This window comes from Streptomyces sp. (assembly GCF_031181705.1).
GTDB lineage: Bacteria > Actinomycetota > Actinomycetes > Streptomycetales > Streptomycetaceae > Streptomyces.
This window is the reverse complement of the sequence record NZ_JAPSKN010000067.1, coordinates 1-23,479: the sequence shown is the minus strand read 5'-3', so window position 1 is coordinate 23,479 and position 23,479 is coordinate 1. Positions and strand designations below refer to the sequence as shown.

The window sequence follows — 23,479 nt, the reverse complement described above, 5'->3', positions numbered from 1 at the left end:
AGGTGCCCCAGGGCGCGAGTACCCCTTTTCCCGCGGGCGCCCTTCCATCACCCGGCCGGCGCAACCCGCACGTCGACGGGGCGTGAGCGGTGGCCGGACCCCGGCCCGGGCGAAAGACTGCGAGGGACGACCCCGTGCGCGCCGGCCCGGCGGGGCCTTGGCCGGCGCGCGAGTGCTTCCCCCACCCAGGAGACCGTCCGTGACCTTCAACCCACTGGAGCAGCGGGGCATCCCGCTGGACCGCCAGCTGCGCAGCTGGCGCGAGCTGAACGTGCAGCCCATCGACCCGGACCGCTGCGACCCGTACACCCGCTGCCGGATCATCACCATGAACGGCATCGAGGTGGAGGCGATCCTCTTCAGCCACCAGCTCGCCCGCAACACCGTCGACCCGGAGGTCAAGCGGCAGCTCGCGCAGACCCGGTACATCGAGGCGCAGCAGCAGAAGGCCGTCAACTGGCTGCTGCCCGGCGTCTCCTCCGTGCTGGAGACGACCATCGCCTACGAGCAGGTGGCGGTGGACCTGACCGCCTGGGTGGCCCGCATGGAGCCCGACCCCTACCTCAAGCAGGCGTACCAGTTCGGCGTCCTGGAGGACTTCGACCACCTGTACCGGTACGCCAACCTCTACGAGATGATCGAGCACCGCAAGGCGGAGTCGATCGTCGACGGACTGACCGAGGTCATGCCGGGCCGGCCCACCAAGTACCACCACCGCCACCCGGCCGACAACGTCCGCGACCCGTACGACAAGGACCGGACGGACCCGCTGTCGAAGCTGCACGCCCTGACGATCATGTCGGCGGAGCAGCAGACCATGAACTTCTACATGAACACCGGCCCCACCTACATGGAGCCGATCGCCCGCCAGCTCTACCAGGAGATCGGCCTGATCGAGGAGGAGCACGTCACCCACTACGAGTCCCTGGTCGACCCGGGCGAGACGTGGTGGGAGCAGCTGGTCAACCACGAGTACAACGAGTGCTACCTGTACTACTCCTTCATGGAGCAGGAGAGCGACCCCAAGGTCAAGGCGATCTGGGAGCTGCACCTGAACATGGAGCTGGAACACCTGCACACCGCCTGCGAGCTGATGCGCCGTCACGACGGCCGGGAGCCGCAGGAGATCCTCGCGCCGGAGCTGCCGAACGTGCTCACGTTCGAGCCGAACAAGCAGTACCTGCGCGAGCTGCTGGAGACCCAGATGGACCTGACCACCCTGGGCGCCGGGTATGTGCGCGAGGCCCATGAGCGGTTCGAGAAGCTGCAGGAGCAGATCCACGGCGGCGAGGAGCCGCCGAGCGAGCGCGTCATGGCCGAGCACGACGCCATGTTCGGCCGCGAGTACCGGGTGCAGTCCGAGGGCGAGCACCCCGACCCCGCGATGCGCGAGAACTGAGGCGGCCGTCATGACCGATCTCCACACCCCCCAGGCCGGCGACGACCGGGCACCGGACGCCGACGTCGTGGCGCTCCTGATGCGCCAGCACGGCGACATCCGCAACCTGTTCGACGAGGTGGAGGCCAGTACGGGCGAGGAACGCCGGGACGCGTTCCGGCGCCTGGTGCGGCTGCTGGCCGTGCACGAGACCGCCGAGGAGGAGGTCGTCCACCCCTTCGCCCGCCGGTCGCTGCCCGGCGGCGAACAGGTCGTGGAGGACCGGCTCGCCGAGGAACGCGCGGCCAAGGAGACCCTCGCGGCCCTGGACGACATGGACACCGACGACCCGGAGTTCCTGCCCCGGCTGCGGCAGCTGCGCACGGACGTGCAGGAACACGCCCGGGCCGAGGAGCGCTACGAGTTCACCCACATCCGCCGCAGCACCGACACCTCGGGCCTCGCCTCCATGGCCAAAGCCGTGAAGGCCGCCGAGGCCATGGCCCCCACCCGTCCGCACCCCGGCGTCGAGTCCGGCGCGGCCAACGTGGCCCTCGGGCCCGTGGCCGCGCTGATGGACCGCACCAAGGACGCGGTCCGCAAGGCCATGGGCAAGGACTGACCCGGTTCGGAAGTCCGCACCACGGGAGGTGCCGTCGTGGTGCGGACTCGCGGTCCGCGCGGCTCCTGGGAGCCCTCCTCAGTCGCGGACAGACCCTGTCCGCAAGCCCCGATACCGTCCCCTCATGACGAACACCAAGCGGAGCGTCGCGCGTACCGCACCCCACCTCGGGGTGCGGGCCCTCAACCGTGCCACCCTCGACCGGCAGCTGCTCCTGCGGCCCGCGCGGATGTCCGCCGCCGGCGCCGTCGAGCACCTGGTCGGTCTGCAGGCGCAGAACGTCAAGCCCCCGTACTACGCGCTCGCCGCCCGGCTCGACGGGTACACCCCGGAGGACCTGTCGCGGCTCATGGCCGACCGCGAAGTCGTCCGGATCGTCACGATGCGCTCCACCATCCACACCCACACCGCGGCCGACTGCCTCGCCCTGCGGCCGCTGACGCAGCCCGCGAGGGACCGGGAGCTGGCGAACTTCCGCAAGGGCCTCGTCGGCGTCGACCTGGACCGGCTCGACCGCCTGACCCGCGACCTCGTCGAGGCCGAGCCGCGCACCATGAAGCAGCTGCGCGAGGCCCTGAGCCAGGAGTGGCCCGACGCCGACCCGCAGGCCCTGGGCGTCGCCGCCCGCTGCCGTCTGCCGCTCGTGCAGGTCACCCCGCGCGGCCTGTGGGGCAGGAGCGGGCAGGTCAGCCTCACCACCGCCGAGCAGTGGCTCGGGCGCCCCCTCGGGGAGCCCGCCACGCCCGACACGGTCGTCTGGCGCTACCTCGCCGCCTTCGGCCCGGCCTCCGTGCGGGACATGCAGACCTGGGCCGGACTGACCCGCCTGGGCGAGGCCTTCGAGCGCCTGCGCCCGCGGCTGGTGACCTTCCACGACGACAGGGGCACCGAACTCTTCGACCTGCCGGACGCCCCGCGCCCCGACCCGGACACCCCGGCCCCGCCGCGCTTCCTGCCCGAGTTCGACAACCTGCTGCTCTCCCACGCCGACCGCACCCGTGTCGTCCCGGCCGAGCACCGCGGCCGCAGCTGGCAGGGCAACATCGCCTACCGCACCCTCCTCGTCGACGGCTTCCTCGCCGGTCTGTGGCGGCTGGAGGAGGACGCCCTCGTGATCGAGCCCTTCGAGCGGCTGGGCACGGCCCGACGCGGGGAGGTCACCGCCGAGGGGGAGCGGATGCTGAAGATCATGCACCCGGACACGACGTACGACATCCGCTTCGGCACGGTACGCAAGTGAGCGGTGAACGATCCGGGATCGCGGGCGAGCGGGGCCGACCGGCCCGGACCCGGACATGGAGAGGGGGCGTTGCGGGCTGCTCGTGGAAGCTCGCAACGCCCCCTGGTCTTTTCACCCGAGGGTTGCCCGGGAGTCAGTCGGTCACGAGTTGACCTGCGTCGTGACCAGGTTCGAGAAGGTGGTCAGCCGGGTGTAGACGCCCGGGTAGCCGGCCTGGGCGCAGCCTTCGCCCCAGGAAGTGATGCCTGCCAGGACGCCCCCGACGAGCAGGGGGCCGCCGCTGTCGCCCTGGCAGGTGTCCACGCCGCCGGAGGTGTATCCGGCGCACACCATGTCGCTCTGCACGAAGTCGGAGCCGTAGGCGCTGCCGCACCCCGAGTCGGACACGGTGGGTACGGTCGCGGTGCGCAGCTGGTTGGAGGAGCTGCCGCCGGAGGAGGTGGTGCCCCAGCCGAGGATGCGGGCGGTGGTGCCGGCCGCGTACACCGAGGTCTGGGAGGAGGACACGTACTTGGCCGGGGTGTACGGCATCGACGTCGACAGCGTCAGCACGGCCACGTCGTCGCCGTTGGTGGCGTCGGTGTAGCTCGGGTGGATCCATATCCTGCTGACTCTGCTGACGGTGCCGTTGGTGCCGTTGCGGTAGGTCCGGCCGCCGACGACGCGGACGCTGCTGGTGGTCTCACCGACCATGCAGTGCGCGGCGGTGACCACCTTCGTGGGCGAGACCAGCGTGCCGCCGCAGAACTGGCTCTGCGAGGCGTCCGTGATCTGCATGACGAACGGGTACGCGGTCGTCGTGGTCGTGGTGCCGCCGACGATCGGCTGGGGCGCGGCCACGGCCGTGGGGGCGGCGAGCAGCGCGGTGGTGGCGGCGGCAGCGGTCGCCGCGACGACGGCGGCGGCCTTCTTGGCGGCGTTGAGCCCGAACATGGGTCTCCTTGGGGAGTTGCCGGTGGGGGGTCGCGCGGGTGGGGTGGAGCACGGGGACCCTGACGCCGTTGTTCGGATCTCCGTGTGCCCGGCGAGCGGCACGCCCCCAAGCTAGGGCTCGGCGCCGAGGGCCCCCAATGAGGGAACCCCCTAGGGGAGTTGGGCAGGGAAAACCCTCGGTGCGGCGCCGTAAACCCAGGTCGGGTCAGGTGCTGCGGCGGCCCGCGGCCAGCCGGACGATGTCCACCCGCGAGCGGATGCCCAGCTTGCGGTAGACCCGGGTGAGGGTCGCCTCGACGGTCTTGACGCTGATGAACAGGCGGCCGGCGATCTCCCGGTTGGTGGCGCCCTCCATCACGAGCGAGGCGACCTGACGCTCCATCGAGGCGAGCCCCTCCAGCGCGTCGAGCGCCACGGGCGGCGTGACGGAGGCCGGTTCCACCGCCGCGGTCCCGGCGGTGACGGCCGCGTCGACCTGCCGCAGCCAGGGCATCGCCCGGCAGCGCCGGAACAGCCGGGCGGCCTCGTCGTACGACGCCGGCCCGGGAAGGGCGGTACCGCCCGGGCGCGGGTGGGCGACGGCCCGGTCGCGCAGCCGGGCCAGCACGAACGCGGCGCGGGCCTCCTCCAGGCCGTAGCCGAGCCGCCCGAGCCGGTCCTGCACCGACGTCAGCCGGACCACGGCCGCCTCGTGCTCGCCGCGCGCCGCCCGCACCAGCGCCTCGGCCCGGTCCAGCACGGCCAGCACGCTCTCCCGGCCCAGCCGCAGCGCGTGCACCCGGGCCGTGTCGATGACGTCCTGCGCCTCGCCCGGCTCGCCGATGCGGACCAGGGCCTCGGCGAGGTCGCCGTGCCAGCGGCCGCGCGCCGGGTCGTTGATGCCGAGGCCCTGCTCCAGCTCCCGCACGCGGCGCAGCGAACGGACCGTGCCCGCCGGGTCCCCGGCCACCAACTGGGCGTAGCCCAGGGCCGCCAGGGCCCTGGAGAGGTACATCTGGTCGCCGTCGACCTCGGCGTGGTCGGCCGCCTCGCGGGCGAGCGCCAGGGCCCGGTCGACGTCCCCGGCGGAGGCCTCCGCGAGCGAGGCCAGCATGGCGGAGGCACCCTCGCCGATCCCGGCGTCCCGGGCCAGGCGCAGGCTCTCGCGGGCGAGGTCCAGGGCCCGGCCGCAGTGCCCGGAGCGCAGCTCGGTGTCGGCGAGGAAGCGCAGGAAGTGCACCTCGCTCTCGACCATGCCGCGGCGCCGCACCTCGCGCAGCAGCGCCGTGATGGTCGCGCGCGCCTCGGGCAGCTGGTCACTCATGATCAGCCAGCGGAAGCGGGCCGAGCCGGCGCCGTTGTGATGGCAGGCCACGTACGGGTCCTGGGGCTCCTTCAGGGCCCGCTTGACCGTCGCGGGGGCGTCCGGGTGGCCCATCAGGGTCTCCGTGGAGGCCTGGAAGGACAGCGCCATCAGCTCCGTGCGCCGGTCCTCGCCGCGGGCGGCCAGCTCCGCCGCGTGGGCGGCCTCCTGCCGGGCCTCGGCGAAGTCGCCCTCCACGACCAGGGCGCGCCAGGCGAGCTGGTAGCGGACCAGGGCGAGCAGCCGCGGGTCGTCGCCGGCGTCGGCCAGCACCTGCGGGAAGACGGCGTCGACCTCGCCGAGCGCCTGCCCGGCCGCCTCGATGACCACCATCCAGGCCCGCACCCGCTCCGCCGGCACGGTGGCCCGGGTCAGCACGTCCCGGGCGATGTCCCGGGCGAGATCGGCCTCCCCGGCGGTGATCGCGTCCTCGGCGGCCTGCAGCCGCCGCTCGTCAGGGCCGGGGACGCTGTCCGCCGGGGTGTGCCGGGCCGCCAGCAGCCCGAGCGAGGCGGCCACCGACGGGGCGCCGCGGTCCCGGGCCAGCGCACCGGCCTCGGCGAGCCGGGCCGCCACCTCCGGGTCGGTGCCGGTGGTGGCCAGGGCCAGGTGCCGGGCCCGCTCGATCGGGTCGGAGGCCGCCGTGGACAGCGCCGCGTGCACGGCCCTGCGCTCCTGCGCGGGGGCCTCCGCGTACAGCGCGGCCGAGATCAGCGGATGCGCGAACCGCAGGGCCGGGGCCTCCGGGTCGGTGGCCAGCAGCCCCAGGGCCGCCGCCTGGGCGGTCTCGGCCTCGGCGTGCTCCCGCCCGGCCGCGTGCAGCAGCGCCAGGGTGGGCCGGGCACCGGCGCTGGCCACCAGGAGGGTGCGACGGGCCTCCTCCGACAGCATCTCCAGTCGGCTCAGCACCAGTGCCCGCAGCGAGGTGGGCACCGGCAGCGGCTCGCCGGGCCGGGGCCGGGCCGGGCTCTCGGCCAGGGCACGGCCCAGTTCCAGCGCGAAGAGGGGGTTGCCGCCGCTGGTGCGGTGGATGTCGCGGATCGTGGAGCGGGACAGGGGGGTGTAGCCGCGGTGGTCCAGCAGCGCGGAGACCTGCGTACGGGTGAGCGGGCCCAGCCGCACGGCGAGGGTGTCGGGCGGGGACGCGCGTAGATGGCGGTCGTACTCCTCGCCCTCGGTCCGCACCGCGGACAGCATCTGCACGGGCGTGTCGCCGAGCCGGCGGGCGGCGAAACCGAGCAGTTCGGCGCTGGCCGCGTCCAGCCACTGCAGGTCGTCGGCGACGACCAGCACCGGGCCCTTCACGGCCAGGGCGCGCAGCGCCGAGAGCACGGCGAGGCGCAGCGCGAGCCCGTCGCGCTGCAGGGTGGACTCGCCGCGGCCGGTGAGCGCCGACTCCAGGGCCGTGCGCTGGGCGGCGGGCAGATGGCCGGATACCTCGTCGAGGACCAGGCCGAACAGATCGGCCAGGGCCAGGAAGGGCAGATGGGATTCGGACTCCGTGGCCGAGCAGCGCAGGACGGTGCGGTCCGGGCCGTTGTAATCCGCGGCCAGTGCCCGCAGGATCGTCGACTTTCCTATTCCGGCCGGGCCGTGGAGCAGCACACTGCCGCCCCGGCCGAGCTGGTCACGGGCCGAGGCGAACAGCTCCTCCCGGCCGATGACCAGGTCCGGGCGGTTCCTGGGAGGCTCCTGGAAGTCCCGTCGAACGGTCACCTCTGTCCTCCCTGTGTCGTGTCCTGGCCAATATTAGGCAACAGCTCTTTGAATTTCGGACGGACGCTGTGGTGAGGGAAATAACAGCCCGTGTCGGCGGACGAATTCACCGGCCTCCCGAATGCGCCGGAACACCGCTCCCGGTGGCACGTCAGCGCCCTGACGAACAGGTCAGACCGGTGGAAAACAGCAGAAACCTCAGGGCAACCACCCGGCCCGGCGTGCGGCGACCACGGCCTCGCCCCGGGTCCGGGCCCGCAGTTTGCGCATGGCCGATCTGAGATACCCCTTGACGGTTTCGGCCGTCACTCCCAGGCGCTGGGCGGCGACCGCGTTCGTGGCCCCGTCGGCGACACACGCCAGCACGTCCACCTCCCGGGGCGCGAGCCGGACCCGGGGCGAGGGGCCGGCACCGGGACCGGCCGCACCCGGGCCGGCCGCCAGCAGCGCGCACGCGCCGAGCAGCTCGGCCCGCAGCCCCGGGTCCGCGATCCGCGGAGCCAGCGCCCGCAGCGCCGCGTGGGCCTCCCGCACCTGCTCCCAGCCGGCGCCCGGCCCACCGCCGGCGGCGAGCGTGCGCGCCTCGTCCCGCAGGACCAGCGCCCGCTCCACGTCCCGCGCCGCCTCCACGGCCGCGTCCAGCATCCGCCCGCCCAGCGGCTGAGCCGTGCGCAGCGCCCCGTAGAGCACCCCGCGCACCCGGTGCCGCACCACCACCGGCACGGCCAGCACCGAGCGCAGCCCCTCCACGGCCACCGGGGCGTCGTACTCATGGCTGATCTGCCGCGAGGCGGAGTAGTCGGTCACCACGCACGGCCGCGACAGCGCCACCGTCTTGCCGCCCAGGCCGGTCCCGGACGTCACCACCAGCGACCGCAGCGCGTGCGTCGCGGTGCCGCTCAGTTCGCTGATGCGCATCTGCCGCCCGGCCTCCAGCAGGCCGCCGAAGGCCACCGGGAGGCCGGTGGCGCGGCGCAGGCGCAGCAGCGCGTTGCGCACCTCGACCGCGTCGGACGCCTCTGCCGTCACCTGTTCGCCCCTTCACTCCGGCGCCTGTGCGGGCGCACCCCCCGTTCGGGGGTAGTGAGACCCGCATCACGGATTACACGATGGCTCAGAGCCGCCCGGCAATGGTCCGGCACCGAGGAGGACGCATGACATCGGCGACGGAGCTGTTCCGCAGCGCGCGGGACTTCCTGCTGGAACACCGCGAGGACTACGCCACCGCCTACGGGGGTTTCCGCTGGCCCCGTCCCGAGTACTTCAACTGGGCCCTCGACTGGTTCGACGAGATCGCCGACGGCAACGCCCGCACGGCCCTGCACATCGTCGAGGAGGACGGCCGCGAGACGCAGCTGTCCTTCGGTGAGATGTCCGTGCGGTCGGCGCAGTTCGCCACCTGGCTGCGCGCCCGGGGCGTGCGCGCCGAGGACCGGATCCTCGTCATGCTCGGCAACCAGGCCGAACTGTGGATCACCGCCCTCGCGGCGATGAAGCTGCGCGCGGTGGTCATCCCGGCCACCCCGCTGCTCGGCCCCGCCGACCTGCGCGACCGGGTGGAGCGCGGCCGGGTCCGGCACGTCATCGCCCGCCCCGAGGACGCCGGGAAGTTCGCCGAGGTCCCCGGCGACTACACCCGCATCGCCGCCGGCGCGGCCGGCGCCGTGCCGGCCGGCTGGCTGCCGCTGGACGACGCCTACGGCGCCTCCGCCGACTTCACGCCCGACGGCCCGACCCGGTCCGACGACCCGCTGATGCTCTACTTCACCTCGGGCACCACCGCCCGGCCCAAGCTGGTCGAGCACACCCACACCTCGTACCCGATCGGCCATCTGTCGACCATGTACTGGATCGGCCTGAAGCCGGGCGACGTGCACCTGAACATCTCCTCCCCGGGCTGGGCCAAGCACGCCTGGTCCAACCTCTTCGCCCCCTGGAACGCCGAGGCGACCGTCTTCCTGCACAACTACACGCGCTTCGACGCCGCCCGGCTCATGGCCGAGATGGACCGGGCCGGCGTCACCACCTTCTGCGCCCCGCCGACCGTGTGGCGCATGCTCATCCAGGCCGACCTGACCCAGCTGCGCACCCCGCCCCGCGAGGTCGTCGCCGCCGGGGAGCCGCTCAACCCGGAGGTCATCGAGCAGGTCCGCCGCGCCTGGGGCGTCACCATCCGGGACGGCTTCGGCCAGACCGAGACGGCCGTCCAGGTCGCCAACAGCCCCGGCCAGCCGCTCAAGACGGGCTCGATGGGCCGGCCCAGCCCCGGCTACCGCGTCGAGCTGCTCGACCCCGTCTCGGGCGCGCCCGGCGCCACCGAGGGCGAGATCGCGCTCGACCTCTCGGACCGCCCGGTCGGCCTGATGACCGGCTACCACGGCGACGCCGACCGCACGGCGGAGGCGATGGCCGGGGGCTACTACCGCACGGGCGACATCGCCTCCCGCGACGCCGAGGGCTACCTGACCTACATCGGCCGCAGCGACGACGTCTTCAAGGCCTCCGACTACAAGATCAGCCCCTTCGAGCTGGAGAGCGCGCTGCTGGAGCACGAGGCGGTGGCCGAGGCGGCGGTGGTGCCCGCCCCGGACGAGGTGCGGCTGTCGGTGCCGAAGGCGTACGTCGTCCTGGCGGACGGCTGGGAGCCCGGGCCGGACACGGCGAAGGTCCTGTTCGAGCACTCCCGCGAAGCCCTCGCCCCCTACAAGCGCATCCGCCGCCTGGAGTTCGCCGACCTGCCCAAGACCGTCTCGGGCAAGATCCGCCGGATCGCGCTGCGCGAGGCCACGGCGGCCGGCTCGGACGCCGAGTACCGCGAGGAGGACTTCCGGTGAACTCCTACAGCCACGGCACCGGCACGACACCGCTGCTCGGCGACACGATCGGGGCGAACCTGGACCGAGCCGTGGCCGCCTGGCCGGACCGCGAGGCCCTGGTGGACGTGGTGTCCGGCCGGCGCTGGACCTACGCGCGCTTCGGCGCGGACGTCGACCGCCTGGCGTCGGCCCTGCTGGCCAGCGGTGTCGCCAAGGGCGACCGGGTGGGCATCTGGGCGGTCAACTGCCCCGAGTGGGTGCTCGTCCAGTACGCCACCGCCCGCATCGGCGCGATCATGGTGAACATCAACCCGGCCTACCGCACCCACGAGGTCGAGTACGTCCTGAAGCAGGCCGGGGTGTCCGTGCTGTTCGCCTCGCTCAGCCACAAGACGAGCGACTACCGGGCGATGGTCGACCAGGTGCGGGACCGCTGCCCCGGGCTGCGCGAGGTCGTGTACTTCGGCGACCCGGGCTGGGAGAGACTGCTGGCCCGGGCGACCCCCGACCCGGCGTTCCCGGAGCTGTCCTGCGACGACCCCATCAACATCCAGTACACCTCGGGCACCACGGGCTTCCCCAAGGGCGCCACCCTCTCCCACCACAACATCCTCAACAACGGCTACTTCGTGGGGGAGTTGCTCGCCTACTCCGAGCAGGACCGGATCTGCGTGCCGGTGCCCTTCTACCACTGCTTCGGCATGGTCATGGGCAACCTCGCCGCCACCTCGCACGGCGCCTGCATCGTCGTCCCGGCCCCGTCCTTCGACCCCGCGGCGACCCTGGACGCGGTCCAGCAGGAGCGCTGCACCTCGCTCTACGGCGTCCCGACCATGTTCATCGCGGAGCTGAACCTCCCCGGCTTCGCCTCCTGGGACCTGTCCTCCCTGCGCACCGGCATCATGGCGGGCTCGCCCTGCCCGGTGGAGGTGATGAAGCGGGTCGTGGCCGAGATGCACATGGCCGAGGTCGCCATCTGCTACGGCATGACCGAGACGTCCCCGGTCTCCCTGCAGACCCGGCGCGACGACGACCTGGAGCACCGCACGGGCACCGTCGGCCGCGTCCTGCCGCACCTGGAGGCCAAGGTCGTCGACCCGGCGAGCGGAGTGACGCAACCCCGCGGACAAGCGGGCGAGTTGTGCACCCGCGGCTACAGCGTGATGCTCGGCTACTGGGACGAGCCGGAGAAGACCGCCGAGGCGATCGACGCCGGCCGCTGGATGCACACCGGCGACCTCGCCGTCATGCGCGAGGACGGCTACGTCGAGATCGTCGGGCGCATCAAGGACATGATCATCCGGGGCGGGGAGAACATCTACCCCCGCGAGATCGAGGAGTTCCTCTACGCCCACCCCAAGATCCAGGACGTCCAGGTCGTGGGCGTCCCGCACGAGCACTGGGGCGAGGAGGTGCTGGCCTGCGTCATCGCCCGCGACCCGGACGACCCGCCGACCCTGGAGGAACTGCGTGCCTTCTGCGCGGGGCGGCTCGCGCACTACAAGGTCCCCAGCCGGCTGCAGGTCCTCGACTCCTTCCCCATGACGGTGTCCGGAAAGGTGCGGAAGGTGGAACTGCGCGAGCGCTACACCGTCTGACGACCGCGGGGGCGTTCGGTGGCACGGCAGCCCCGGCCCGTAAGATCGGCGCCCTTGGGGGGTGACACATGGTCAAGCGGCGGCCCGGTACGACGCCCACGCTGGAGCAGGTGGCCGCGCTCGCCGGCGTCGGGCGGGGCACGGTCTCCCGCGTCATCAACAACGAGGCGGGCGTCAGGGAGTCCACCCGCGTCGCCGTGCAGCGGGCCATCGCCGAACTCGGCTACGTGCCCAACCTGGCCGCGCGCTCGCTGGCCGGGCGGCGGGCCGACGCCGTGGCGCTCGTGATGACGGAGCGCGACTGGCGGCTGTTCGGCGAGCCGTTCTTCTCGGAGACGGTCACCGCGGTCGGCGACGCGATCGCCGAGACCCCGGTGCAACTGCTGCTCACGCTGGTCCGCACGGACGCGGAGCGGCAGCGGTTCGTCGAGTACGCGCGCGGCGGCCGGGTCGACGGCGTGCTGCTGATGTCGGTGCGCGCCGAGGACCGGCTGCCCGACATGCTCGCCGACGCCGGCCTGCCCACCGTCCTGCTGGGCCGCCGCTCCGGCGACGAGCAGATCACCTACGTCGACGCGGACAACGTCGGCGGCGCCCGCGAGGCGGTGGACCACCTGCTGCGCGGCGGCCGGCGGTCGATCGCGACGATCACCGGCCCGCTCGACATGTACGTCGCCCGGTGCCGCCTGCGCGGCTACCGGCAGGCACTGGAGCGGGCGGGGCTGCCCGCGTCCGGCTCCCGGACCGTCGAGGGCGACTTCACCGAGGCGAGCGGACGCCGGGCGATGGCCGAACTCCTGGAGCGCCACCCGGACGTGGACGCGGTCCTCGCCGCCTCCGACACCATGGCCGCCGGTGCCCTGGCCGTGCTGCGCGCGGCGGGGCGCCGGGTGCCCGACGACGTGGCGGTCGTCGGCTTCGACGACTTCGAGCTCGCCCGGCACACCGACCCGCCGCTGACCACCGTCCGCCAGCCGCTGGAGCAGATCGGCCGGACGATGGTGCGGCTGCTGCTGGAGGAGATGGAGCAGCCGGAGGTGGCGTGGCGCCATGTGATCCTGCGGACGCAGCTGGTGGTGCGCGAGTCGGCGTGAGGCCGTCCGGGAGCGCTCCCAACTCCTGAGCGCCCCCTGCCCGTTGGGCAGGTCCGCCGGAGCACCCCACTGACCTGCGGCTTCGAAATACATTCGACGGATTCCCGTCTAACGGGTTGTCAGGGACATGGGATGGCTCCTACAGTCGCGTCCGAAACCGGTGAGGTGGGAGCGCTCCCATCAGTGGGGAGGTGGGAGCGCTCCCGAACTCCGAAGCCGCAGCACCTCCGTCATCCGGTTCCCACGGAGAGAGGCCCCCCGCATGCGATCGTCACCGCACCGCCTCCGCACCGTCCGCGCCCTGTTCGGCGCGCTGCTCACCACGCTCGCCACCCTGGCGGCGCTCCTCGCCGCCACCGCGCCCGCCCGGGCGGACACGGTCGTCTGCGAGCAGTTCGGCTCGACCGTGATCCAGGGCCGCTACGTCGTCCAGAACAACCGCTGGGGCACCAGTGCCCCGCAGTGCGTCACCGCGACCGACACCGGCTTCCGGGTCACCCAGGCCGACGGCTCGGTGCCCACCAACGGGGCGCCGAAGTCGTACCCGTCGGTCTTCAACGGCTGCCACTACACGAACTGTTCGCCGGGCACCAACCTGCCGGCACAGCTCAGCACGATCTCCAGCGCGCCCAGCAGCATCTCGTACGGCTATGTCTCGGGCGCCGTGTACAACGCCTCGTACGACATCTGGCTGGACCCGACGCCCCGCACCGACGGCGTCAACCGCACCGAGATCATGATCTGGTTCAACCGGGTCGGGCCGATCCAGCCGATCGGCTCCCAGGTCGGCACCGCGTCCGTCGGCGGGCGCAGCTGGGAGGTGTGGACCGGCAGCAACGGGTCCAACGACGTGATCTCCTTCGTCGCGCCCTCGGCGATCTCCAGCTGGAGCTTCGACGTCATGGACTTCGTCGACCAGACGGTGGCCCGGGGGCTGGCGCAGAGCAACTGGTACCTGACCAGTGTCCAGGCCGGCTTCGAGCCGTGGCAGAACGGCGCCGGGCTCGCCGTGAACTCCTTCTCGTCCACCGTCAACACCGGGGGCCAGGACCCGGGCGGGCCCGGCGGTCCGGCGGCGGCCTGCCAGGTGGCGTACGAGGCCAACGTCTGGCAGGGCGGCTTCACCGCCGACGTGACGGTGAAGAACACCGGGTCGGCGGCGGTCGACGGCTGGAAGCTCGGCTTCACGCTGCCGTCCGGGCAGCGGGTGGCCAACGCCTGGAACGCGACCCTGTCCGGCACCTCCGGCGCCGTCACGGCGAGCCCTGCCGCGCACAACGCGCGGATCGCGGCCGGCGGCACCCAGAGCTTCGGCTTCCAGGGCACGTACAGCGGCGGCTTCGCCGAGCCGGCCGGCTTCACCCTGAACGGCACGCCCTGCTCCGTCGCCTGACCCGCGGCGCACCGACCCGCTCCGGGCTCCGTCCTGCGCCGAGAGGGCGGACCCCGGAGCGTTCCACCCGCGGTCCCCGGGGGCGGCGCGTCACGTGCTGTCCCCGGGGGTGCCGAAGCGGGCACCGTCCCGGGAGCCCGCAGCGCGCCGTCGCGGACTCGCGTACGACCGGCCGCCCTCGAGTTCCGAACCGGGTGCCAGGGGCACCGACCCCCGCACCACGCACCGGCCCCGGCACCCGCACCGCCCTCCGGAGGCCGCACCCCAGGCCACCACCGAGACGCACCACCCGCCGCCCCTGCGGCCCGCACCACCCCCGCCCCTCCGGCCCGCATCCGGAAAGGCTCCGCCATGACCCCGCCCCTTCCCGAAGCTCCCACCCGCCGCTCCACCCGACGCCCGGCGTTCGTCGCCGCGCTGTGCGCCGCCGCGCTCGCCGTGACCGGGCTCACCGCCGCCGCCCCGCCCGAGCGGGACACCGTGCGGGCCGCCGCCGTGCTGCCCTACCAGGACCCGGCCCTGCCCGTGCCGCAGCGGGTCGAGGACCTGCTGGGCCGGATGACGCTCGACGACAAGCTGGGCCAGATGACGCAGATAGAGAAGGACGCCCTGGTCCCGCGCTCCGACCTGGCCACCTACCGCATCGGCTCGGTGCTCTCCGGCGGCGACTCCACGGTCAGCCCCAACAACGCCCAGACCTGGGCCGACACCTACGACACCCTCCAGCGCACCGCCCTGAGCACCCCGCTCGGCATCCCGATGATCTACGGCATCGACGCGGTGCACGGCCACAACGCGGTGCGCGGCGCGACGATCTTCCCGCACAACATCGGCCTCGGCGCCACCCGCGACCCCGCGCTCGTGCAGCGGATCGGGCGCGCGGTCGCCGAGGAGGTGGCCGGCACCGGCATCGACTGGTCCTTCGCGCCCTGCCTGTGCGTGGCCCGCAACGACCGCTGGGGCCGCACCTACGAGTCGTTCGGCGAGACGCCCGAACTGCCCACCGCCATGACGTCGTTCATCACCGGCCTCCAGGGCGGCACCCTGGGCGGCGACCCGGCCTCCGTGCTCGCCACCGCCAAGCACTACCTCGGCGACGGCGGCACCACCGGCGGAGTCGACCAGGGCAACACCCAGCTCACCGAGGCGGAGCTGCGCGCGATCCACCTGCCGCCCTTCAAGGAGGCGGTCGGGCGCGGCGCGGGCTCGGTGATGCTGTCCTACAGCAGCTGGAACGGAGTTCGCTCGCACGCCCACAAGTACCTGGTCACCGACGTACTCAAGGGCGAGCTGGGCTTCACCGGGTTCGTCGTCTCCGACTGGGCCGCCGTCGACCAGCTCGACGGGCAGACCGGGTTCACCGGCGCCGAGATCGCCACCGCCGTGAACGCGGGCGTCGACATGGTGATGGTCCCGCACGACTACAAGAAGTTCCTGAGCCTGCTGCGCGGCGAGGTCACCGCGGGCCGGGTGTCCATGGCGCGGATCGACGACGCCAACCGGCGCATCCTGACGAAGAAGTTCCAACTCGGTCTGTTCGAGCGGCCGTTGACCGACCGGTCGTACACCTCCACGGTCGGCTCGGCCGCCCACCGCACCCTCGCCCGGCAGGCGGTGCGCGCCTCGCAGGTGCTGCTCAAGAACGACGGCGACATCCTGCCGCTGCCGAAGACGGGCAAGCTGTTCGTCGCCGGGAAGTCCGCCGACGACATCGGCAACCAGAGCGGCGGCTGGACCCTCGGCTGGCAGGGCCGCAGCGGTCCCGTGACCGAGGGCACGACCGTCCTCCAGGGCATCCGGTCCGCCGTGGCCGACTCCTCCCGGGTCACCTACGACCGGTACGGCAACGGCATCGACGGCAGTTACACGGCCGCCGTGGCCGTCGTAGGGGAGACCCCGTACGCGGAGATGCGCGGCGACCGCCCCGACGGTATGGGCCTCGACCAGGAGGACCTGCAGACCCTGGCCCGGCTGAAGGCGAGCGGGGTGCCCGTCGTGGTGGTGCTGGTCTCCGGCCGGCCGCTGGACATCGCAACCCAACTGCCCGACTGGAAAGCCTTGTTGGCGGCCTGGCTGCCCGGGACGGAGGGCGGCGGCGTGGCGGACGTGCTGTTCGGCGACCACGCGCCGACCGGCAAGCTGCCCATGAGCTGGATGCGCAGCGCCTCCCAGCAGCCCGTCAACGACGGCGACGGCAAGAGCCCGCTCTTCCCCTACGGGCACGGCCTGACCTACGGCACGAACCCCGGTCCGGACCCGGATCCCGATCCCGACCCGACCCCGGCCAAGGCCTGCACCGCCACCCACAAGCTGGTCAACTCCTGGCCGGGCGGCCACCAGGCGGAGGTCACCGTCAAGAACACCGGCACCGGCCCGATCACGGGCTGGACGGTCGACTGGGACCTGGGCGGCGCGACCGTCACCAGCCTCTGGAACGGCACCCACACGGTCGCGAACGGCCGGATCTCGGTCCGCGGCACCGGCTCGGGCGGCACCCTCGCCGCCGGCGCCACCACCTCGTTCGGCTACACGGCGAGCGGCACCGCGGGCACCCCCGCCCCGCGCTGCACACCCGCCTGAACCGGACCCACGGTTCTCCCCACCGGTCGATCCCGCGGACGTCCCCACCCCGTCGTCCGCACCCCCGCACCCCCGCACTCAAGGAGAGCACATGACAGACCGGACCAGGCGCAGGGGCGCCGGCCCGCGCCGACCGCACCGCAGGCGGGCGGCGGCGCTGGCCACCGCGTTGAGCACCCTGCTGCTGGGGGCCGCGGCCCAGCTGTCCGCACCCCAGGCGTCCGCCGCCGAGGCACACGTCGACAACCCGTTCGCCGGCGCCTCGTTCTACCTGAACCCGGACTACGCCCGCCTCGTGGACGGGTCCATCGCCAAGACCTCCGACGCCGCGCTCAAGGCGAAGATGGAGAAGGTCAAGAGCTATCCGACGGCGGTCTGGCTGGACCGGATCGCCGCCATCCACGGCGGTGACGCCAACGCGGGCCGCAAGAGCCTCGCCGACCACCTCGACCTGGCGCTCGCCCAGAAGAAGCCCGGGCAGCCGCTCGTCGCGACCTTCGTCGTGTACGACCTGCCGGGCCGCGACTGCTCCGCGCTCGCCTCCAACGGTGAACTGCCGCTCACCGCGGCTGGGTTGGCGCGCTACAAGAGCGAGTACATCGACGAGATCGCCAAGGTCTTCGCCGACCCGAAGTACCAGGACATCCGCATCACCACGGTCATCGAGCCGGACGGCCTGCCGAACCTGGTCACCAACCTCTCCGACCCGGAGTGCGCCCAGGCCAAGAGCAGCGGCATCCAGGTCGACGCCATCCGGTACGCGCTGAACAAGCTGCACGCCATCCCGAACGTGTACACGTACATGGACTTCGCCCACTCGGGCTGGCTCGGCTGGGAAAACAACCTCTCCCAGACCACCCAGCTCTACACGGACGTCGTCAAGGGCACCACGGACGGCCTGCGCAGCGTGGACGGTCTGATCACCAACGTCTCCAACTACACGCCGCTCGCCGAGCCGTTCCTCCCCGACCCGAACAAGACGGTCGGCGGCAACCAGATCCGGTCCGGCAAGTACTACGAGTGGAACCCGAACTTCGACGAGTCGGACTTCACCAAGGCCGTGCACGCCTCGCTGGTGGCGCAGGGCTGGCCCGCCTCCACCGGCATGGTCGTCGACACCTCGCGCAACGGCTGGGGCGGCGCCGGGCGGCCGACCGCCGAGTCCACCAGCACGGTCCTCGACACCTACGTCAGCCAGTCCAAGGTGGACCGCCGCGCCCACCGCGGCCTGTGGTGCAACGTGAACGGCGCGGGACTCGGGCAGCCCCCGCAGGCCTCGCCCGCCGGCTACCCGGAATCGCACCTCGACGCCTTCCTGTGGATCAAGCCGCCGGGGGAGTCGGACGGCGCGAGCAAGGACATCCCGAACGACGAGGGCAAGCGCCCCGACCCGATGTGCAACCCGGACTACACGGCGCCCAACGCGGGCGGCAACCCGACCGGCGCGATGCCCGACGCGCCGCTCGCCGGGCACTGGTTCCACGACCAGTTCTCGATGCTGGTGCGGAACGCGTACCCGGCCGTGCCCACCGACGGCGGCGGCAACCCGGACCCGTCCGACACCACGGCCCCGACCGCGCCGGCCGGCCTGCGGGCCACCGCGAAGACCGCGTCCAGCGTCTCCCTGGCCTGGACAGCGGCCACCGACAACGTGGGCGTCACCGGCTACGACGTCTACCGCGACGGCACCAAGGTCAGCGCCTCGCCCGTCACCGGGACCGCGTTCACCGACACCGGACTGAGCGCCGCCACGGCGTACAGCTACACCGTGCGCGCCCGGGACGCCGCCGGGAACGTCTCCGCTGCCTCGACCGCGCTGAGCGTCACCACCGAGGCGGGCGGCGGCGGACCCGACCCGGTCGGCGGCCTCAAGGTCACCTACAAGAACAACGACGCCTCGGCCACGGACAACGCCATCCGCCCCGGCCTGCGGATCGCCAACACCGGCAGCGCCTCCGTGGACCTGACCAAGGTCACCGCCCGCTACTACTTCACGCGTGACGGCGGCTCGTCCACCGTGAACGCCTTCTGCGACCACGCGGGCGTGGGCTGCTCCAACCTCACGCTGCGGGTGGTGCCGCTGAGCACGCCGGTCGCGGGCGCGGACGCCTACCTGGAGGTCGGCTTCAAGAGCGGCACCCTGGCCGCCGGCAAGGACACCGGCGACCTCCAGCTGCGCCTGGCCAAGTCCGACTGGTCCGCGTTCGACGAGACCGACGACCACAGCCGGACCACCACCGCCTCCTACGCCGACGCCCCGAGGATCCCCGCCTACCTGAACGGCGCCCTGGCCTGGGGTGCCCCGCCGGCCTGACCCGCCCCGAACCCCCGGGGAGACAACCGAACCCACCATCCCCACAGGAGAGAACATGGCTCGAAGCACCAGACGCCCCCTGTCCTTACTGGCGGTCCTGGTCACCCTGCTCAGCGGGCTCGGACTGGCCCTGATCGGCCAGAACAGCGCGCAGGCGCACGGCGTGACGATGACGCCCGGCTCGCGGACCTACCTCTGCTGGCTGGACGCCAAGACCAGCACCGGCTCACTGGACCCGACGAACCCCGCGTGCAAGGCCGCGCTCGCCGAGAGCGGCGCGTCGTCGCTGTACAACTGGTTCGCCGTGCTCGACTCCAACGCGGGCGGACGCGGCGCGGGCTACGTCCCGGACGGCAAGCTGTGCAGCGCCGGCGACCGCTCCCCGTACAACTTCACCGGCTACAACGCCGCCCGCGCCGACTGGCCCCGCACGCACCTCACCTCCGGGGCGACCGTCCGGATCAAGCACAGCAACTGGGCGGCGCACCCGGGGGACTTCCGGGTGTACGTCTCCAAGCCCGGCTACTCGCCCACCAAGCCGCTGGGCTGGGGCGACCTGGAGCTGGTCCAGACCGTCACCAACCCCCCGCAGTCCGGTTCGGTGGGCAGTGAGTCCGGCCACTACTACTGGGACCTGAAGCTGCCCTCGGGCCGCTCGGGCGACGCGATGATGTTCATCCAGTGGGTGCGCTCGGACAGCCAGGAGAACTTCTTCTCCTGCTCCGACATCGTCTTCGACGGCGGCAACGGCGAGGTGACCGGCATCCGCGGTTCGGGTGGCACCCCGGACCCGACGCCCACGCCGACCCCGACCCCGACGCCCACCGACCCGCACACCGGGTGCATGGCCATCTACAAGGTGACGAACTCCTGGGGCGGCGGCTTCCAGGGATCCGTCGAGGTGATGAACCACAACACCGCCGCGCGTGACGGCTGGGCCGTGCGCTGGCAGCCGGGTGCCGGAACCCGGATCAGCCAGGTCTGGAACGGCAGCCTGAGCACGGGCACCGACGGCACCGTCACGGTCAGGCACGCGGACCACAACCGCACGATCCCGCCGGACGGCACCGTCACGTTCGGCTTCACGGCCACCTCGACCGGGAACAACCTGCCGGTCGGCACGGTCACCTGCGTCAACCCGTAACACCGCGCACGCCGGCGCCGGTTCCCGCACCGCGGGGGCCGGCGCCGTCCTGTGCGCGGGCGCCTCAGGCGGCGAACGCCTCGGCCGGCTCGTTCACCGGCTGGGGAGTGCCCGTCAGATCGAGCACGAACAGGGGTACGCCCAGCGCGTCGGCGCGGGCGCGGGCCTCGTCGCCGTACCCGGCGAGGGAGAAGTAGACGCAGGCCGCGGACTCCGTCGTCGCGGTCAGCCACAGGCACTCCACGTCCCGCGCGTCCGCCGGGCGCACGGTCGGATCCACCTGGGCCAGCACGCCCCGCGCGGCGAGCCCGATGCCGGAGGACGGCCGCCGGTCGGCGCGCCGCACGTCCCGGTGGCCGAGCCAGCGCAGATACAGGGCGGCCGCGGTCACGGCGTCACGCGCGGTGCGGATGGTCACCGGCCGGAAGGCGGGGCGCACCGGCCGCGGCGGGATGTCGCCCGGGGCGTCGCGCACGCCCGCCACCGGCAAGCGCAGCACCGTGCCGCAGGGACAGCCCAGCTCCGGGCGCGGCCACGCGGAGGGCCGGTCGCAGGCCGCGCAGTGCACGGTCACCCACTCCTCCTCCCAGGACCGGTGGGTGACGGTGGCCGGCAGCGCCCGCGGATCGAGCGGGGGCGCGACGGGCGCTCCGCAGGCGCACGGATAGGACGGCACGGCGAAACGATGGGCGCGCCCACAGGCCGGGCAGCGCAACGGCACGCTCTCGGACATGCCTCCCATCGTCCACCCGCGGGCCCGCGCCTGTCCGTTGCTCCGCCCATCACCCCGGACCTCTCTTGACGGCTTTCCCGCACCCCCCTACATTGCTTCCAGATAGTAGAAACTATTTTCCGCAATGCGGAAGGTGCTCACGGCGGGGCGCGACGGGAGTGCGTATCCGACAGCCGAACCAGGAGTAGTTCCATGGCTCGTATGACCGCTGCCCGCGCGGCAGTCGAGATCCTCAGGCGCGAGGGCGTCACCGACGCGTTCGGTGTCCCGGGCGCGGCGATCAACCCCTTCTACGCGGCGCTCAAGGCCTCCGGAGGCATCGCGCACACCCTCGCCCGGCACGTCGAGGGCGCCTCCCACATGGCCGAGGGCTACACCCGGACCCACCCGGGCAACATCGGTGTCTGCATCGGCACCTCCGGCCCGGCCGGCACCGACATGATCACCGGTCTGTACTCCGCGACCGGCGACTCCGTCCCGATCCTGTGCATCACGGGCCAGGCCCCGACCGCCGTGATCCACAAGGAGGACTTCCAGGCCGTCGACATCGCCTCCATCGCCAAACCGGTCACCAAGATGGCCGTGACCGTCCTGGAGGCCGCGCAGGTCCCGGGTGTCTTCCAGCAGGCGTTCCACCTGATGCGCTCCGGCCGCCCCGGCCCGGTCCTCATCGACCTGCCGATCGACGTCCAGCTGACGGAGATCGAGTTCGACCCGGAGACGTACGAGCCGCTGCCGGTCTACAAGCCCGCCGCGAGCCGCGCCCAGGTCGAGAAGGCCCTCGGGATGCTGAACGCCGCCGAGCGGCCGCTGATCGTCGCCGGCGGCGGCGTCGTCAATGCCGACGCCTGCGAACTGCTCGTCGAGTTCGCCGAGTTGACCGGCACGCCCGTCGTGCCCACCCTCATGGGCTGGGGCATCCTGCCCGACGACCACGAGCTGAACGCCGGCATGGTCGGCCTGCAGACCTCGCACCGCTACGGCAACGCGACCTTCCTGGAGTCCGACTTCGTCCTCGGCATCGGCAACCGCTGGGCCAACCGCCACACCGGCAGGCTGGACGTCTACACCGCCGGACGGAAGTTCGTCCACGTCGACGTCGAGCCGACCCAGATCGGCAGGATCTTCGCCCCCGACTACGGCATCGCCTCCGACGCCAAGGCGGCCCTGGAACTGTTCGTGGAGGTGGCGCGCGAGACGAAGGCGGCCGGCCGGCTGCCCGACCGCTCCGCCTGGGCCGCGTCCGCGCAGGAGCGGAAGGCGACCCTCCAGCGCCGTACCCACTTCGACGACATCCCGATCAAGCCGCAGCGCGTCTACGAGGAGATGAACAAGGCCTTCGGACCGGAGACCCGGTACGTCTCCACCATCGGCCTCTCGCAGATCGCCGGCGCCCAGATGCTGCACGTCTACCGGCCCCGGCACTGGATCAACTGCGGTCAGGCCGGACCGCTCGGCTGGACCGTCCCGGCAGCGCTCGGCGTCGCCAAGGCCGACCCGGAGGCGTCCGTCGTCGCGCTCTCCGGCGACTACGACTTCCAGTTCATGATCGAGGAACTGGCCGTCGGCGCGCAGCACCGGATCCCGTACGTCCACGTCCTCGTGAACAACTCCTACCTGGGGCTGATCCGGCAGGCGCAGCGGGCCTTCGACATCGACTTCCAGGTCAACCTGGAGTTCGAGAACATCAACTCGCCCGAGCTCGGCGTCTACGGCGTCGACCACGTCAAGGTGGCCGAGGGCCTCGGCTGCAAGGCGATCCGGGTGACCGACCCGGCCGAGCTGGGCGCCGCGTTCGAAAAGGCCAAGAAGCTCGCCGCCCAGTACCGGGTCCCGGTGGTCGTCGAGGCGATCCTGGAGCGCGTCACCAACATCTCCATGTCCACGACCAACGACATCGGCAACGTCGTGGAGTTCGAGGAGCTCGCCACCGAACCGGGGCACGCCCCGACCTCGATCAGGACGCTGAAGGTCTGAAACCCGAGGGCCGGGGGCGGTCCGTCCGTGAGGACGGGCCGCCCCTCACGCATGCCCGGACGCGCGGATCACGCCCCGCCCCCGCCGCAGTAGGAGTAGCCCCCGTCACCGCCGCCCGCGCCGCGCGGCGAGTGCTTCAGCAGGGTCTCGCCGCCCACCTCGGCACGGCGGGCCCGGCCCGCCCGCAGGCGAAGCGGGGCACCAGCGGGCGCAGGTCCGGCTCGCCGCGCAGGGCCGCCGCCGGCAACCGGTCGTCATGACTCAGGTCGTGCCTGCTCGCGGGCGGGGGCCGGGTCCGCGGCAGGTCCCGGACAGGGCGGCGGGCGCCGCGTGTCGGGCCGAGCAGCGGCCGGCGCGGCAGGCCGGCCTTCGCGAGCGGGATGCGCGTCAGCGCGACGGCCGGCCGGATGGCGGGGTCCTTCACCAGGGCCCTCAGCCCGGCGGCTGGGGGACGGCCCGCGGGCCGCCGTCACCGTCGCCGTGGTGCACCTGCGTCCAGGGGCCTGGTCGAGGCCGATGCGCAGTGCGAACCCGGGCGGCTCCAGCGGCACCGCCGTACCGTCGCTCGTGGCCTCACCCCCGTGCCGGGCCCGCCCCCC

16 protein-coding genes are annotated in these 23,479 nt (G+C 72.8%); 11 read left to right on the top strand and 5 right to left on the bottom strand.

From position 1 onward, the window contains the following. Positions 1-199 precede the first annotated feature (199 nt). From RIN80_RS15110 to RIN80_RS15100, 3 genes are all read left to right on the top strand, one after another. Positions 200-1,399 carry a hypothetical protein gene (locus RIN80_RS15110; protein ID WP_309096105.1) on the top strand — a complete coding sequence of 400 codons (1,200 nt, stop codon included), beginning with the start codon at positions 200-202 and terminating at the stop codon, positions 1,397-1,399. A gap of 10 nt (positions 1,400-1,409) precedes the next feature. Then, positions 1,410-2,000, top strand: coding sequence for a hemerythrin domain-containing protein (locus tag RIN80_RS15105; RefSeq protein WP_309096104.1), 591 nt, complete (start codon positions 1,410-1,412; stop codon positions 1,998-2,000). A gap of 124 nt (positions 2,001-2,124) precedes the next feature. Then, positions 2,125-3,240: a winged helix DNA-binding domain-containing protein gene (locus RIN80_RS15100; protein ID WP_309096103.1), complete on the top strand. Its 1,116-nt coding sequence runs from the start codon at positions 2,125-2,127 to the stop codon at positions 3,238-3,240. Between the two features lie 141 nt (positions 3,241-3,381). Here RIN80_RS15100 and RIN80_RS15095 read toward each other — a convergent pair whose 3' ends face one another. The 3 genes from RIN80_RS15095 to RIN80_RS15085 form a co-directional block, all read right to left on the bottom strand. Continuing rightward, on the bottom strand, positions 3,382-4,173 hold the full coding sequence (locus RIN80_RS15095; protein WP_309096102.1) for a serine protease: 792 nt from the start codon (positions 4,171-4,173) through the stop codon (positions 3,382-3,384). 205 nt (positions 4,174-4,378) lie between these two features. Then, positions 4,379-7,231 (bottom strand): AAA family ATPase, encoded by a 2,853-nt coding sequence (locus RIN80_RS15090; RefSeq protein ID WP_309096101.1) that lies wholly within the window; start codon positions 7,229-7,231, stop codon positions 4,379-4,381. A 198-nt stretch (positions 7,232-7,429) separates the two neighbouring features. Beyond that, positions 7,430-8,260: a helix-turn-helix transcriptional regulator gene (locus RIN80_RS15085; RefSeq protein ID WP_309096100.1), complete on the bottom strand. Its 831-nt coding sequence runs from the start codon at positions 8,258-8,260 to the stop codon at positions 7,430-7,432. A 125-nt stretch (positions 8,261-8,385) separates the two neighbouring features. Here RIN80_RS15085 and RIN80_RS15080 point away from each other — a divergent pair, with 125 nt between their 5' ends. The 7 genes from RIN80_RS15080 (at position 8,386) to RIN80_RS15050 (ending at position 20,170) form a co-directional block, all read left to right on the top strand. Further along, a complete protein-coding gene (locus RIN80_RS15080; protein WP_309096099.1) occupies positions 8,386-10,065 on the top strand; it encodes an AMP-binding protein in 1,680 nt (559 codons plus the stop codon). Beyond that, positions 10,062-11,645 carry an AMP-binding protein gene (locus RIN80_RS15075; protein ID WP_309096098.1) on the top strand — a complete coding sequence of 528 codons (1,584 nt, stop codon included), beginning with the start codon at positions 10,062-10,064 and terminating at the stop codon, positions 11,643-11,645. Before RIN80_RS15080 ends, RIN80_RS15075 begins: the two co-directional genes overlap by 4 nt. Positions 11,646-11,713: 68 nt before the next feature. Then, positions 11,714-12,739 carry a LacI family DNA-binding transcriptional regulator gene (locus RIN80_RS15070; protein ID WP_309096097.1) on the top strand — a complete coding sequence of 342 codons (1,026 nt, stop codon included), beginning with the start codon at positions 11,714-11,716 and terminating at the stop codon, positions 12,737-12,739. 262 nt (positions 12,740-13,001) lie between these two features. After that, a complete protein-coding gene (locus tag RIN80_RS15065) occupies positions 13,002-14,132 on the top strand; it encodes a cellulose binding domain-containing protein (RefSeq protein ID WP_309096096.1) in 1,131 nt (376 codons plus the stop codon). 351 nt (positions 14,133-14,483) lie between these two features. Continuing rightward, positions 14,484-16,712: a glycoside hydrolase family 3 N-terminal domain-containing protein gene (locus RIN80_RS15060; protein WP_309096095.1), complete on the top strand. Its 2,229-nt coding sequence runs from the start codon at positions 14,484-14,486 to the stop codon at positions 16,710-16,712. A gap of 91 nt (positions 16,713-16,803) precedes the next feature. After that, on the top strand, positions 16,804-19,026 hold the full coding sequence (locus RIN80_RS15055) for a glycoside hydrolase family 6 protein (RefSeq protein WP_309096094.1): 2,223 nt from the start codon (positions 16,804-16,806) through the stop codon (positions 19,024-19,026). Between the two features lie 55 nt (positions 19,027-19,081). Next, a complete protein-coding gene (locus RIN80_RS15050; protein WP_309096093.1) occupies positions 19,082-20,170 on the top strand; it encodes a lytic polysaccharide monooxygenase in 1,089 nt (362 codons plus the stop codon). Positions 20,171-20,234: 64 nt separating this feature from the next. Here the strand turns inward: RIN80_RS15050 and RIN80_RS15045 are convergent, their stop codons facing one another. Beyond that, positions 20,235-20,912: a hypothetical protein gene (locus RIN80_RS15045; RefSeq protein WP_309096092.1), complete on the bottom strand. Its 678-nt coding sequence runs from the start codon at positions 20,910-20,912 to the stop codon at positions 20,235-20,237. A 183-nt stretch (positions 20,913-21,095) separates the two neighbouring features. On the opposite strand from RIN80_RS15045, the gene gcl reads away from it, so the two are divergent. Continuing rightward, positions 21,096-22,880 (top strand): glyoxylate carboligase, encoded by a 1,785-nt coding sequence (gene gcl, locus RIN80_RS15040; RefSeq protein ID WP_309096091.1) that lies wholly within the window; start codon positions 21,096-21,098, stop codon positions 22,878-22,880. A gap of 136 nt (positions 22,881-23,016) precedes the next feature. Here gcl and RIN80_RS15035 read toward each other — a convergent pair whose 3' ends face one another. Continuing rightward, positions 23,017-23,304, bottom strand: a complete 288-nt coding sequence (locus RIN80_RS15035; RefSeq protein ID WP_309096090.1) for a hypothetical protein — start codon at positions 23,302-23,304, stop codon at positions 23,017-23,019. Positions 23,305-23,479: the final 175 nt, after the last annotated feature.

Coding starts and splice junctions, on each gene's coding strand:
- RIN80_RS15105 (WP_309096104.1), top strand. CDS start 1,410: ATGACCGATCTCCACACCCCCCAGGCCGGCGACGACCGGGCACCGGAC.
- RIN80_RS15100 (WP_309096103.1), top strand. CDS start 2,125: ATGACGAACACCAAGCGGAGCGTCGCGCGTACCGCACCCCACCTCGGG.
- RIN80_RS15095 (WP_309096102.1), bottom strand. CDS start 4,173: ATGTTCGGGCTCAACGCCGCCAAGAAGGCCGCCGCCGTCGTCGCGGCG.
- RIN80_RS15080 (WP_309096099.1), top strand. CDS start 8,386: ATGACATCGGCGACGGAGCTGTTCCGCAGCGCGCGGGACTTCCTGCTG.
- RIN80_RS15070 (WP_309096097.1), top strand. CDS start 11,714: ATGGTCAAGCGGCGGCCCGGTACGACGCCCACGCTGGAGCAGGTGGCC.
- RIN80_RS15065 (WP_309096096.1), top strand. CDS start 13,002: ATGCGATCGTCACCGCACCGCCTCCGCACCGTCCGCGCCCTGTTCGGC.
- RIN80_RS15060 (WP_309096095.1), top strand. CDS start 14,484: ATGACCCCGCCCCTTCCCGAAGCTCCCACCCGCCGCTCCACCCGACGC.
- RIN80_RS15055 (WP_309096094.1), top strand. CDS start 16,804: ATGACAGACCGGACCAGGCGCAGGGGCGCCGGCCCGCGCCGACCGCAC.
- RIN80_RS15050 (WP_309096093.1), top strand. CDS start 19,082: ATGGCTCGAAGCACCAGACGCCCCCTGTCCTTACTGGCGGTCCTGGTC.
- RIN80_RS15045 (WP_309096092.1), bottom strand. CDS start 20,912: ATGGGAGGCATGTCCGAGAGCGTGCCGTTGCGCTGCCCGGCCTGTGGG.
- gcl (WP_309096091.1), top strand. CDS start 21,096: ATGGCTCGTATGACCGCTGCCCGCGCGGCAGTCGAGATCCTCAGGCGC.